Source organism: Devosia elaeis (assembly GCF_001650025.1).
Taxonomy (GTDB): Bacteria; Pseudomonadota; Alphaproteobacteria; order Rhizobiales; family Devosiaceae; genus Devosia; species Devosia elaeis.
Map to the genome: position 1 here is coordinate 1 of NZ_LVVY01000068.1, position 12564 is coordinate 12564.

A 12564-nucleotide genomic window follows, 5' to 3' on the forward strand; every position below is an offset into this window, starting at 1 on the left:
TTGCGTCTCGTTTTTAAATTCTGAGGCGGAATCCGCCTCGGGGCTTCCATCGACTAAGTAAACCCGGAGGTTTTTGAACCGTCCGGCGAAAGGGCCTGCCTGCTAGAGGGTCTGGTACATCACATAGGCGTCCACAAAGCCGTGGACGGGGTGCTCGAAGGCACCGGGCAGGGTGCCAACGATGTCGAAGCCGAGCTTCTGCCACAGGGCCACGGCGCCCTTATTGGTGGAGACGACATGGTTGAACTGCATGGCCCGGAACCCGCGCTCGCGCGCCCGCTGCAGCGAATGGCGGCACATGGCGCTGGCGACGCCGCGCCCCTGGGCCGAAGCGGCGGTGACATAGCCGCAATTGGCGACATGGGCGCCGCCGCCATGGCGGTTGGCCATGAGGTAATAGGTGCCGGCCACGTCCCCCTCGATTTCGGCGACGAAGACCTCGTGGGCCGGCATCATCCAGAAGGTGCGAATGGCCTCGTCGTCGAGGTCGCGGTCCACGGCATAGGTCTCGCCGGCCGCGAAGACCGGCTTCAGCATGGCGAGGATGGCGGGCCAGTCGGCCTCAGCGGCGGGGCGGATCGTTATAGCGTTCATCTTCATCGATCGGGGGCACCCGGACCTGGCCGGGGGGCGGGATTTCGGGGGCGTGGGGGTGGTCGGCAATGCTGGGGCGATGACCCAGCTCGAACCGCCAGGCGGCAAAGGCGAAGAGCAGCAGCGCCACGGCGACGCTGGCGCTGGCGGCGATGAAGGGGGCGCCGGGGAAGTAGTCATGGGCGCCGGGGGACGTGGTGTAATAGGAGAAGATCTGGGTGGCCGCGAGCGGCCCGATAATGGTGGCCAGCGAGCTGGCGGCGTTGACGGCGCCCTGCAATTCGCCCTGGCTGTTGTCGGGCACCTGCCGCGACAGCACGCCATTGATGGCCGGCGGCGCCAGGCCGCTGATCGTGCCCACCAGGATGAACAGGTAGAGGTGGTAGACATCGGCGGCGAAGGCGATGCCGGCAAAGGCGGTCACCGCCGCCAGCAGGCCGATCATGGCCACGGCGGGCTCGCCCATGCCGCGCGACAGGGGACCGGCCAGCAGGGCCTGGCTGATGGCGAAGCCCAGCCCGAAGCCGCCCAGCGTCCGCCCGATGGCCGAGGAGGAGAAATTGAACATCTCGACCGTGAAATAGCTGAACACCGTGGGCAGGGCCTGGGCGGAGAGCTGGAAGAAGAACAGCACGCCCAGCAGCCACAGCACCGAGGGATATTTCTTCAGCGCCAGCACCGCGCCCAGCGGATTGGCCCGGCGGATATCGAATTTCCGGCGCGAGGTCTTGGGCAGGCTTTCGGGCAGGACCAGGAGGCCGAAGAGGAAATTGGCGAAGGCAAGCCCGGCGGCGGCGAAGAAGGGCACGCGCGGGCCGATTTCGCCCAGCTCGCCGCCGATCACCGGGCCGATGATGAAGCCGAGCCCGAAAGCGGCGCCGATCAGGCCGAAGCGCTGGGTGCGCTTATGGGGCGGGGTGATGTCGGCCATATAGGCCGTCGCCGTCGCCAGGGCGGCCCCGGCAATGCCGGCGATGATGCGGCCCACGAACAGATACCAGACGAAGGGCGCGATCGACATCATCAGGTAGTCGAAGGTCAGGCCCAGCAGCGACAGCAGCAGGACGGGCCGGCGGCCGAAGCGGTCCGACAGATTGCCCAGGATGGGCGAGAACACGAATTGCATGAAGGCATAGGCGAAGACCAGGTAGCCGCCGATCACGGCCGCGTCGGCCACGCTGCCGCCCGTCAATTCCTCGAGCAGCTCGGGCAGGACCGGCACGATGATGCCCACGCCGATCATGTCGAGCAGAATGGTGATCAGAATGCAGGTCAGCGTCAGTCTGGAGCGCGTCGAAGCTTGCATGCGGTGGTTCGAACCTTCTTCTTGGACCGCTCCGGGGGCCTAAAGCTGCAATTGACACGCCGGGGCCGCGAAGCGCAAGGCCGCCTAATTGGTGGCGCCGGCCCGGTAGTCGTAAATCCAGCCCAGGCGCCGCAGATGGGCCCGCGGGCCCTGCGCCGCGATCACGGCATCCCGCGCCAGGCTCAGCGGCCAGGGCAGATGGAAAATGCGGCCATTGCGTCCCGAAAGCGCTGCAACCCGCCGGGTCCGCTCCTGGCGCATCCCGGCATAACGGGCGAAGGCCTCGCCGGCTCCGTCCGTTTCCACCAGCAGGGGCGCGAGGACGGTGGCGTCCTCGATTCCCATGGCCGCGCCCTGCGCCTGGAACGGCACCATGGCGTGGGCGGCGTCGCCGATCAGCCCGATATTGCCCTGATGCCAGGCCGGGGCCTGCACCGTGTACAACGGCCATGGCGTCCATGTGCCGCCCGCCGCCGCCACGATGGCCTCGACGCGTGGACCGGCCCGCGAGGGGCGCGGCTGGTGCGCGGGGTCCGGCTTGGCGCCGGGCATGAACAGGGCCAGGTTGACCTGGCGGCGATGCGGCAGGGGGTAGCAGACCAGATGAAACCCGGTGCCGAAGAACACCGATACGCGATCCGGCGCGATCTGTCCGGAGACGAGGTCGAACGGCACCAGGGCGCGCCAGGCGATTCGCCGTCCGAACAGCGCATCGGGTCCGCCCAGGACGGCGCGCCGGGTCTGGGAGTGGACGCCATCGGCGCCGATAAAGGCCTCGGCGCGGCTGGTCCGGGCCTGGCCGTCGGCTTCGTCTATGGCCACGCTCACGCCGCGGGCATGGGAGACGACATCCCAGTGCCGGACGCCGAACAGGATGTCGATATTGGCGAAGCGCCGGCAGGCCTTGTAGAGCACGTCGGCCAGGTCCGCCCGGTGCATCACCGTATAGGGCGCGCCAAAGCGCTCGCGCATGATGGCGCCCAGCTCCATATGAGCGGCGGGCTTCTGGCTGCCGCGGGGATAGAGATCGAGCGCGGCCGGTTCGAAGCTCACGCGGTCCAGCGCTTCGCCCAGGCCCAGGCTGTCGAGGCAATGGCGGGCATTGGGGCTGATCTGCAGGCCCGCGCCGAATTCCTGGATGTCGGGGCTACGCTCGAGCACGACGACACTGGCGCCGAACTTGGCCAGGCCAAGCGCCAGCGTCAGGCCGGAAATGCCGGCTCCCGCGATGATGAAATTGCGGCCCGTGGCGGGCATGGCATCACTCAGGCGGCGTCGGCCTGGAAGATGGCGGAGGCAGGGTTGGCATGCCCGGCACCCAGTTCGGCCTTATAAACGTAGAGCGTCGAGCAATAGGGGCAGACGATTTCGTCTTCCTTGCCCATGTCGAGGAAGACATGGGGATGATCGAACGGGGGCAGGGCGCCGATGCACTGGAATTCCTTGGACCCGATCTCGATGGAACGCAGACCTTGCGTGTTGTGGAAATGCGGGGTCGAGCCGTGGGCCATGGTCGGAACCTGGGTGGTGGTTGGAATTGGCGCGACCATAGCCAAAGCCCCCGGGCAAGAAAAGGGCAAAGGCAGCGTCCGATTGTCCTTGATTTTGCCCCGCCAAGCCGCAAAACCCCCATCAGCAGCCAGAAGGATCGACCCATGCCCCATTTCACGACATCAGGCCTCTCGCTCGCCTATGAAGTCCATGGCGCGGGCGCCCCGGTCCTTTGCGTCCATGGCTTTGCCTCCAGCGGCAAGGTCAACTGGATCGATACCGGCTGGGTGGAAACGCTTACCGGCGCCGGCTACCAGGCGATCACGCTGGACAATCGCGGCCATGGCGCGTCGGACAAGCCGCACGATCCCGAGCTCTATTATCCGAGCCAGATGGCCGACGACGCCATTGCCCTGCTCGACCATTTGGGAATCGGCCGCGCGGCAGTGTTGGGTTATTCGATGGGTGCGCGAATCGCGGCCTTCATGGCCTTTTCCCATCCGGAGCGGGTTGCCGCGGCGATATTCGGCGGCATGGGCACCAATCTCATCAACGGCCTCACCGACGGCAATGACATCATTGCCGGGCTGCGGGCGCCCGATCTGTCGGACCTCACCCGTCCCACGGCCCGGCAATTCCGCATCTTCGCCGATCATACCGGTTCGGACCGCGAGGCCCTGGCGGCCTGCATGGAGACCTCGCGCCAGCCCATGGCCCGCGCCGATGTGCGGCGGATCGAGGTGCCGGTCTTGGTGGCGGTGGGAGAGGCGGACGAAATGGCGGGCCGCCCCGAGGCGCTGGCCGAGCTATTGCCGCATGGCGAGGCGGTTCTGATCCCCCGGCGCGATCACATGCGCGCGACCGGCGACAAGGTGTTCAAGTCCGCAACGCTTGAATTTCTGGGCAGGACATTCCCGATTGCGCAGGAATCATGAACCAATCAGCCTGCTGGGGCTTTGTTTTATAGAACGATCTGGCTTATATCGTCATTTATCGATGAAGCGGAGTGCCACGCCATGAGCGGCAGCCCCAAGAAGTCCGTCCATATCCAATCCGTGGACCCCGTTTGGGAAGCCGTGCGCGCCGGGGCGAAGCAGGTGCTGGATAGCGAGCCGTCATTGGCCAATCTGGTCCTGTCCAACGTGCTCAACCATGACAGTTTCGAAGATGCGCTCGCTCATCGCCTGGCATCGCGGCTCGATCACGAGGAAGTTTCCGCCGACATGATCCGGCAGGCCTTCGCCGAGACGTTGCGGGACGATCCGGCCATCGGGCAGGCTGCGCGCGTCGATCTGGCCGCGACGCTGGAGCGCGACCCCGCCTGCCATCGGGCGGTCGAGCCGCTGCTCTATTTCAAGGGCTATCAGGCCATCCAGACCCATCGTTTCGCCCACGCCATGCACCGCGCCGGCCGGCGGGACTTCGCGCTTTACCTGCAAAGCCGCTCCAGCCAGGTGTTCCAGGTCGATATCAATCCGGCCGTCGTCATGGGCAAGGGGATCATGCTCGATCACGGCACTGGCCTCGTCATCGGCGAAACGGCATTGGTGGGCGACAATGTCTCCATGTTGCAGAACGTGACCCTGGGCGGCACCGGAAAGTCGGATCAGGATCGTCATCCCAAGATCGGCAACGGTGTGCTGATCGGCGCCGGCGCCAAGGTGCTCGGCAATATCAAGGTGGGCGATTGCTCGCGGATCGGCGCCGGTTCGGTCGTGCTCAAGGAAGTGCCGCCGCGCACCACGGTCGCGGGTGTTCCCGCAAAGGTGATCGGCGAGGCGGGTTGCGCCCAGCCGGCTCTGGTCATGGATCAGATGGTTCTCGTTCACGACGCCAGTTGATTGAACGCAAGCGCGGCAAGGGCGTTTTACCCGGAAATGCCCGGTTCGGGCACTTGCCAGCGCCGGGACAGGCACTAGATTGCCGGCTCAACGAAACCAGCAGGACATGCTCCCGTGAACCATCCCGAGATCATCAAGCTGCAGAAGTTCCTGCAGCAGAAGTTCAACAACCGCAATATCGACGTGAGGCCACGCGCCAAGCTGAACGATTCCGTGGAAGTGTTCATCGGCGAGGAATCGATCGGCCTGATCCATGTCGATGACGAGGACGGCGACAAGTCCTACATGTTCTCGATGTCGATCCTGGATATCGACCTCGAAGATCTGGACTGACAGGGCCGCCCCCCTTCGGGGCGGCCGCTCAGGCTAAAGCGCGCCGATCTGGTCGAACCAGAGGGCCAGTTCCTGGTCGAAGCCGCGCCAATAGGGCAGGGCTTCGGCCCCGAAGCTCAGAACCGCTGCCAGGCCGCTTTGCAGGTGAATGGTGCGCAGACATTGCTCCGGCCGCCCCGGCTCCACGGCCTGGGCGCATTTGGCCACGAAGGGCATGGGCGAAAGCGGGTCGTACCAGACCATTTCCCCGGCATAACCATCCCGCGGCACCAGGGCTTTCCCCACGAGGCCGGGTACGCCGCCCACGGTACCCTCTTCAAAATGATGCAGGTAGACCGCGTCGAGCAGGGCGCTGCTCGGCCGGGCGCGGCTGCGCGGCAGCAAGGTCACGCCGACGGGGATCGGCGCCAGACCGGGTTCCAGCTCCAGCATGAATTGCAGGTCGATCTGGCTGGCGAAGCCGGCCTTCATCTGCTCGCCATAGCGGAACCAGGTGGCGGGGATTTCCAGTTCCCGGCCGGCAATGGTCTGCTGCACCGCATCGCCATCGCCTAGAGCTGCCACGGGGCGAGCGGGAATTTGGCCGGCCCGATCAACGAGATAGGCCAGCCCCACAGCCAGCAAAAGCACCAGAACAGCTATGCCGGCCAGGTTGTAGGCCAGCGCACCACGCGTCTCCGCCGGGCCATTTGTGGATATCGGGGCCAGCATTAACCAGTTTTCTCGCCTAGAGGTGACAGGCAATAGGGCGGTCAATATGCTTAATAAAGGGTAAATTCGGTAGCGAGGTGCAGCATGACGAGGGAACTCCTGCTCGCGGCGTTCATCATGGGCGTGGGGCTGTGCGTTTCGGGAATGGCGACGCATCTCTATCAATGGCTCACCCGGCAGCCGGCCATGCTGCGCATGGATGGCAGCACCTATCTGGTCGCGCTCGGCAATCTGGTCATGAGCTTCGTTTGCGGTCCCTATATCATGCTGCAATATGGCTGGCGGCATGAGGAGGGCGGCACCATCTCGATGGCCTCGGTGCTGTTTTCGGCCCTGGTGGCCTTTGGCTGGGCCTTCATCACCGGGTTGCTGTTCATGAGCGCTTACGTCGCGTTGCGCTACTAATCCGTTGAACGGTCGAGAAAACAGCGAGGCCGGCTCCGCTCGCGCGGGCCGGCCTTGCTCTTCAGACCCCTGTCAGGGTTAGGCTTTGGGCGGGGTCCGGAAACTCAGTGCATGTTCGCCGCGATGACGGTGACGCGGTCGTCGATCATGTCCACCCACTGGCCGGCATGGGCCTGGGACTGGCGCTTGATGTATTTGTAGGGCGTCTCGCTCCACAGGCGGATGGCGCCGTCCTGGTTGTCGAGGACGAGATCGCCACGATCGGTGCGGGCGATGAGGACGGCGTGGCCATTGCCGTTGGCTTCCTTGACCACGGCGATCAGCAGGGTGGAGGGATGCCAGCCGGCGGCGATGAGGTCGCGGCGCTTGATCAGGGCGAAGTCTTCGCAATCGCCATAGCCGTTGGGATAGGTCCAGAACTCGGCGACCTGATAGAGTTCCTCGTCGGTGACGGGGGTAATCGTTTGATTATAATAGGTATTTACGGAGACGAGCTGCTGCCAGTTGGCGTCGGTCAGCACCGTGGCCGGCACGACCTGGTCGTGGGGGCGGCATTCGGCGGGACGGGACTGGCAGAATTCGAGATGGCCGACGGGAATGGAGGTGGTCCCGGCGCTGGTCTGGATGAAAGCGACATTGGTGAGGTCGATTGCCGCGGCGGGATTTGCCAGCATAATCAAAGCCGTAACGAGGCCCGCCAGCATTCCCTTCTTGTTCAAAGCCATTGTGTAGTCTCCCTGATGGAGACCACATTAGGCGGGCGGTTTTAGGCCGATCCGAAAATTGCCGAGCAGTTTTTATGCGTGTTTTATCGAAGCCCTTAGGGCTGACTTAACCATGACATCCGGGGCGATTTGGCTAGCAGACTGTTAGCGTTGAGCCTAGTTCACACGCAGATTCTGCTGCACAACGTTTAGCATTTCCTGGGCCGAGGCGAATTCGACGGCGACCCCGTTCTGGAAATGGCGGACGACGCGGGCGCGCATGCGGCCGAGCGTGATCGGCGTGCCCATGGCCGGGCGAACGTCGAGCTCGATGGCGGCGCCGGAGAGCGAGATGTCGATGATCTTGCAATTGTAGCGGCGGCCATCGTCGAGGACGACGGTGGAATGGCGGATGTCGGGCACGACGCGTTCGTGGCGCCGGTCCTCGGGCAGGTTGAGCAGGTCCTTGTTGGCCAGCCAGGTGAGCTGGGCCGCCATCTTGTCGCGTTTGCGGGGGGACGCGGCGATATCCATGACGAAGCCGCCATCGACCTGATGCAGGATGGTGCCCTCGATGCGGCCGATATGGTCGAGATAGGCGATGATGCGCTCGCCGACAATGCCGGCTACCGGGGCGATGACCACGGCATCGCCCGGCGACATGGACAGCACCTGGCAGGGGAATTCTCGGCGGTCGGCCAGCATGTAGCGGCCAAGGATGGATACCCGGACCCGCTGGAAACGCTGGTCCGCGGCCTTGATGGGGCCGGGGGAAGCGGATTGCGGCGCGGAATAGTCATCACTGAGCATAGGTCAACCTGTTCCACGCAGTCGGGGGAATCCACAGGAACCTAGCTGGTTTTGGTTAACGCTTGGTGAGACGGACCCCGCCGATTAGCGGCAAAGGCCCGATATTGCTCAATTGTCGCGGCCGCCGTCGATGACGGCCAGGTGCGCATAGCGGCGCGCCGTGCGGCCATAGATGGTGGTGGGCAGGGCGGTGGGGGAGCCGGCGGTGAACTGTACGTCGTTGACGACACTGGACATGACCTCGCGCACCGTGTCCTCGGCGGAAATCTCGTCCGGCCAGATCAGCCGCAGGCCGGTGATGCGCTGTTCGAGCACGGGTTGCACGCCCAGCCAATAGGGCTCCTCCAGCGCGGTCATGGCGCCCAGGATGCGCGTGTGGGTCGAGCCATTGTGGCGCAGCGGCATGAGGATGGTCTCGAAATTCACCTTGGTCTGCAGGGCGGTGGAGCCCTGGAAGGTGACGAGGGCGACGGCGTGGTCCTCGGTGACGGCGCGGATCAGCGTTTCCATGGCGTCGTTGTCGCGATCGTGCCAGAGGGCCGAGAAGGAGCGGCCCTTGAGTTCGCGGCAATAAGAGGTGCACAGATGCGAGCCGGCCAGGCGGAAGGAGAACCTGTCATGCTCGTCCAGTTCGAGAATGAAGGTATTGGCCAGGGCCTCGCGGATGCGGGTCGGGTCGATGTCGCGGCGATCCGGCGCGCTACGCGCACCGCGAATCGTGTTCCAATAGGTATAGAGCGTCGTGGTGCTCGGCATCTGCATGTTCAGGAACCCGGTCTGACTGGCCTCGGAAGACCTTCTCGGAGAGGGTCTGCCCGCAACGCTCCAACCATCGCAAAATGCCGAAGCCAATGCCCGCTTAAAGAAGAGTTAAGGTTAACGCCGGCCGCCGGATGTGGAAAAGTTAACGCGACCCCATATGGCGCCGGGTTTACAGGACGTCGTGCATGAGTGAACAAGGCCAAAACCCCGGCGTGCCGGGCTCTCCGGCGCGAGAGCCGGTCTTCCTGCTGCCCGGCGCCGTTACGGTGCTCGCAGGATTGCTCATCGCCATTCACCTGGCATCAACCCTTGTTCTTAACGAGGACGGCCAGATCGAATTGATGTTCTGGTTCGCCTTCCAGCCCTATCGCATCCTGCTGATGGCCCATGATCCGGGCCTGGCGGTCCCGCTGCTGTGGACGCCCTTCACCCATGCCCTGCTGCATGCCGGCTGGGACCATCTGCTGTTCAACACCGCCTGGCTGGTGATCTTCGCCACGCCGGTCGCCCGGCGCTATGGGGCAGTGGCGATGCTGAGCCTGTTCCTGGTCTCGGCGGCGGCGGGCGCGGCCCTGTTCGCGGCCACGACGCTCTATGAGGGCATCTACCTGATCGGCGCCTCGGGCGGGGTGGCCGGGCTGACCGGCGCGGCCATCCGCTTCATCTTCCAGCCCATCCTGATGGGCCGGCATCCGGAGACCGGGGAGCCGGTCATGCTCGGGCGGCGGCTGGCCAGCATGAGAGAGGTCTTCACCAATCCGCCCTCGCGCTATTTCACCCTGATCTGGCTGATCCTCAACGCCGCCGTGCCGCTGGTGCCCGTGGTGACGGGCCAATCGCTGGCCGTGGCCTGGCAGGCGCATCTGGGCGGGTTTCTGGCGGGGTTTCTGCTGGTGGGGCTGTTCGAGCGGAAGGTGTGAGGGGCGTGGAGGCAAGCGGTCATTCGAGCCGATGCGACGAGATTATGCCCATCCTCTCGCGTTGCGCAGCCTGATGCCGCTGGCATGCAGCGTTGTTTGCCAAAGGCCCTTTAATGGAAGCAGGCTATCGACTACTCGGAGATCCACGCCCCGGGTGGCGAGCGCTGCCGGCAGATCGGAAAGCATATCGCAACGAAGGGGTTTCACCGCGATCCGGCTGACCCACATGCCTGCGTCCTGCAAATTTTCAAAGCTATCGTTGGGTAGGTGGTAGCGATGCAGGGCCGTGGTCGCTATTTCGCGAAGTCGGTCTCGCTCGATGTATGCCACCGCGCGGTAGGCGCCCAACCACCTTGTCCTGTCAGCCTCGTTCGTTCGCTCGGTTGCTGAAATCAGGATGCGCGGGCAGTCGCGGGGGAAGAGGTACATAAAATCTACCCGTTCCTCGATTGCCCATACCAAGGCGCCATTCAACCATTCCATGCCGGGCGCGCGCTGAGACGGCACCAATACCGGACGCGGGATGAAGGTAGAGATCGCAGCATCGTCGCTAAAGTGGAACAGGCGCATTCTGGCCGACTGAACCTCCGGTCTGCTGCGAAATGGCAACGACCTTAAGGTCGAAATCCTGCATTGTCATGACCGGTTTCGGGGGATGGCGAAGTGACGGCAAAACGACGGGAATGGGGTGGAAACTGTCAGTTGGCTCTTGGGTGCGAAACCACCAAAGCGGACTTCAATCGCCGTCGCATCGGGACCGTTTGCGAAGGATGGCTTCTGGCTCTGCAACCATTCAGGCGCTGTGACTGCCGCAGGTTTCCAGCGTCATAGTCCCGGGTTTGTGCAGGGACCACGGATAGGCCGGCTTCATGCTGCGCTCGTCTGCGTCGCCTTGGCTCTACGCAGGTTCGCGGCGAATAGCGCCAGTGCGACACCGCCAAGAATTCCCACAGACGAAATCAGCAGGCGACCAGTCAGCGGCTCTCCGATGAACAGCGCGCCACCTGCCGCGGCAATGGCGGGAACCGTCAATTGGACGAATGCCGCGCTAGTACGGGTCATGCTCGGCAGCACGGTGTACCAAATGGCATAGCCTATTCCAGAAGCAATTGCTCCCGAGGCGACTGCATAGGCCAGACCCGACGCGCTGCTCGTATGCGCCGGATCGGAAATTGCCACCAGCACGAGGGCAATCGGCAGGCAGCGAATGAAATTTCCGGCGGTATCAGCCAACGGCGCACGAGAGCTCTGTCCCAGCACGGAATATGCCGCCCAGGACATCCCTGCGGTGGCCATCAATGCCGTGCCGAGCAGCGGCGGCGCCACCAGTCCCGGCGCCACGAGAAATACCAGGGCAACAAAAGCAACGCCGAATCCGAGCCACTCCCAAGGCCCTGGCCTGTCACCTTTCAGAATGGCCCATGCCAGCATGCCGACCTGCACGCTGGCGAAGAGGATGAGCGCGCCGGTCCCGGCCCCCAGCATGAGGTAGGCGATTGAGAAGGCCAGCGCGTAGCCGAACAAAGCTGCGGCCCCTCGCCAACTGCCACTGATTTCGATTCTCGCGTCACTATTCCTGCGCTCGCGGAAATAGAGGATTGCGGCCAAAGTCAGGGCTCCCGACACGATCCGCACACCGGTATAGCCAGTGGCGTTCATATCTCCTGCGCCCAGCGCCAGCCTAGCCAGAACCGAATTGGCTGAAAAAGCGAGCAGCGCTATCGTCGCGAGCACGGCGACCCTCAACGCAGTATCCTTTTGGTCTCGGTCGGAAATGGAGCATAGCCCCGTTCTGACGCAACCACTAGCCATTGCAGAAAGCGGGGGCGACGCCAGGTGTGCAACACGCCATTTCGTCCGTTCGGTCGGCTGTCCGCATCCACAAATGGGGTCGCAACCCGCCGCTCATCCTTTGCTTGGTCTGACGGCGGGCTGGATTGCCGGGACGAGCCCGGCAATGACGGCGGGGATGGATCGGTGTTTTGCTTGTGCCGGGTGAGTTGCCGCTGGGCCCCTCATTCCATCCTCTCAAGGGCAGGGCTATCGCATTTGGGCCATGTCTCGTGCTTGCCGGCACCCCCACCCATCCTTTTTATCGGCCCATATGCGGTAGCCATGCCCGCTTTCGCGGGAATGACTCCGGAGTGAGAAGGCCTCCTCGAGGAACGCCCTCAGCAGGCAGGGGTGAGGCCGTGGGCTCGGGTTAGCCGTAGACGGCCTTGGGGTCGAAGAGGCGAGGCAGGCCGGTGTCTTCGAGATCGGCCGTATCGTCCGACAGGGTGACGCGGCGATAGAAGCAGGTCTTGCGGCCGGTGTGGCAGGCGGCGCCGCGGCCGGTCTGGCGGACGGTCATGACCAGGCAATCCTGATCGCAATCGGTGCGCAGTTCGACCACTTCCTGCATTTCGCCCGAGGTCTCGCCCTTTTTCCAGAGCGCCTTGCGGGACCGGGACCAGTAATGGGCGATGCCGGTTTCGAGCGTCAGCGACAGGGCCTCGGCATTCATATGCGCGACCATGAGGATGTCGTTGGTGCCCGCTTCGGTGGTGACCACGGTGATGAGGCCATGGGCGTCGAAGCGGGGGGCGAAAATGGTGCCTTCCTCGAGAGCGGCGTGGTCGAGGGATTGCGGATCGGCAAAGGCAATGGTCATGGCCGGGGCTCCGGTTGCGATGGAGCGGCTTTAG

At 64.2% G+C, this 12564-nt stretch carries 16 protein-coding genes; 5 read left to right on the plus strand and 11 right to left on the minus strand.

The window, feature by feature from the left end; genetic code table 11:
* Window positions 1–102: 102 nt before the first annotated feature.
* The 4 genes from A3840_RS05400 to A3840_RS05415 all read right to left on the minus strand — a co-directional run bounded on the left by A3840_RS05400 (window position 103) and on the right by A3840_RS05415 (window position 3411).
* Window positions 103–585: a GNAT family N-acetyltransferase gene (locus tag A3840_RS05400; RefSeq protein ID WP_067453394.1), complete on the minus strand. Its 483-nt coding sequence runs from the start codon at window positions 583–585 to the stop codon at window positions 103–105.
* Entirely contained in the window at window positions 563–1900 is a 1338-nt protein-coding gene (locus A3840_RS05405; protein WP_067453079.1) for a TCR/Tet family MFS transporter, read from the minus strand. The genes A3840_RS05400 and A3840_RS05405 overlap by 23 nt, the downstream gene beginning before the upstream one ends.
* 84 nt (window positions 1901–1984) lie before the next feature.
* The gene (locus A3840_RS05410) at window positions 1985–3157 is read right to left on the minus strand and encodes an FAD-dependent monooxygenase (RefSeq protein WP_067453082.1); all 1173 of its coding nucleotides are present in this window, start codon (window positions 3155–3157) and stop codon (window positions 1985–1987) included.
* Window positions 3158–3165: 8 nt separating this feature from the next.
* Window positions 3166–3411 carry a zinc-finger domain-containing protein gene (locus tag A3840_RS05415; RefSeq protein WP_067453397.1) on the minus strand — a complete coding sequence of 82 codons (246 nt, stop codon included), beginning with the start codon at window positions 3409–3411 and terminating at the stop codon, window positions 3166–3168.
* A gap of 144 nt (window positions 3412–3555) precedes the next feature.
* On the opposite strand from A3840_RS05415, the gene A3840_RS05420 reads away from it, so the two are divergent.
* The 3 genes from A3840_RS05420 to A3840_RS05430 all read left to right on the plus strand — a co-directional run bounded on the left by A3840_RS05420 (window position 3556) and on the right by A3840_RS05430 (window position 5565).
* Complete coding sequence (locus A3840_RS05420) at window positions 3556–4326, plus strand: alpha/beta fold hydrolase (protein WP_067453083.1); 771 nt, start codon at window positions 3556–3558, stop codon at window positions 4324–4326.
* Between the two features lie 81 nt (window positions 4327–4407).
* Window positions 4408–5232 carry a serine O-acetyltransferase gene (gene cysE, locus A3840_RS05425; protein ID WP_067453086.1) on the plus strand — a complete coding sequence of 275 codons (825 nt, stop codon included), beginning with the start codon at window positions 4408–4410 and terminating at the stop codon, window positions 5230–5232.
* 114 nt (window positions 5233–5346) lie between these two features.
* Window positions 5347–5565, plus strand: a complete 219-nt coding sequence (locus tag A3840_RS05430; RefSeq protein ID WP_067453089.1) for a DUF3126 family protein — start codon at window positions 5347–5349, stop codon at window positions 5563–5565.
* 33 nt (window positions 5566–5598) lie between these two features.
* Here A3840_RS05430 and A3840_RS05435 read toward each other — a convergent pair whose 3' ends face one another.
* Window positions 5599–6276 (minus strand): hypothetical protein, encoded by a 678-nt coding sequence (locus A3840_RS05435; RefSeq protein WP_067453093.1) that lies wholly within the window; start codon window positions 6274–6276, stop codon window positions 5599–5601.
* 84 nt (window positions 6277–6360) lie between these two features.
* On the opposite strand from A3840_RS05435, the gene A3840_RS05440 reads away from it, so the two are divergent.
* A complete protein-coding gene (locus tag A3840_RS05440) occupies window positions 6361–6681 on the plus strand; it encodes a DUF6949 family protein (RefSeq protein WP_067453096.1) in 321 nt (106 codons plus the stop codon).
* A 104-nt stretch (window positions 6682–6785) separates the two neighbouring features.
* On the opposite strand, the gene A3840_RS05445 is transcribed toward A3840_RS05440, so the two are convergent.
* The 3 genes from A3840_RS05445 to A3840_RS05455 all read right to left on the minus strand — a co-directional run bounded on the left by A3840_RS05445 (window position 6786) and on the right by A3840_RS05455 (window position 8957).
* On the minus strand, window positions 6786–7406 hold the full coding sequence (locus A3840_RS05445; RefSeq protein ID WP_082903672.1) for a transglutaminase-like cysteine peptidase: 621 nt from the start codon (window positions 7404–7406) through the stop codon (window positions 6786–6788).
* A gap of 156 nt (window positions 7407–7562) precedes the next feature.
* A complete protein-coding gene (locus A3840_RS05450) occupies window positions 7563–8195 on the minus strand; it encodes a PilZ domain-containing protein (RefSeq protein WP_082903673.1) in 633 nt (210 codons plus the stop codon).
* Window positions 8196–8303: 108 nt separating this feature from the next.
* The gene (locus tag A3840_RS05455) at window positions 8304–8957 is read right to left on the minus strand and encodes a PAS domain-containing protein (RefSeq protein ID WP_067453102.1); all 654 of its coding nucleotides are present in this window, start codon (window positions 8955–8957) and stop codon (window positions 8304–8306) included.
* 185 nt (window positions 8958–9142) lie between these two features.
* Here A3840_RS05455 and A3840_RS05460 point away from each other — a divergent pair, with 185 nt between their 5' ends.
* Window positions 9143–9877, plus strand: coding sequence for a rhomboid family intramembrane serine protease (locus tag A3840_RS05460; RefSeq protein WP_067453104.1), 735 nt, complete (start codon window positions 9143–9145; stop codon window positions 9875–9877).
* Window positions 9878–9919: 42 nt separating this feature from the next.
* Here A3840_RS05460 and A3840_RS05465 read toward each other — a convergent pair whose 3' ends face one another.
* The 3 genes from A3840_RS05465 to hisI all read right to left on the minus strand — a co-directional run bounded on the left by A3840_RS05465 (window position 9920) and on the right by hisI (window position 12530).
* Window positions 9920–10447, minus strand: coding sequence for a DUF6886 family protein (locus tag A3840_RS05465; RefSeq protein WP_067453107.1), 528 nt, complete (start codon window positions 10445–10447; stop codon window positions 9920–9922).
* 297 nt (window positions 10448–10744) lie between these two features.
* On the minus strand, window positions 10745–11623 hold the full coding sequence (locus A3840_RS05470; protein WP_067453110.1) for a DMT family transporter: 879 nt from the start codon (window positions 11621–11623) through the stop codon (window positions 10745–10747).
* Between the two features lie 457 nt (window positions 11624–12080).
* Window positions 12081–12530, minus strand: a complete 450-nt coding sequence (gene hisI / locus A3840_RS05475; protein ID WP_067453112.1) for a phosphoribosyl-AMP cyclohydrolase — start codon at window positions 12528–12530, stop codon at window positions 12081–12083.
* Window positions 12531–12564 lie beyond the last annotated feature (34 nt).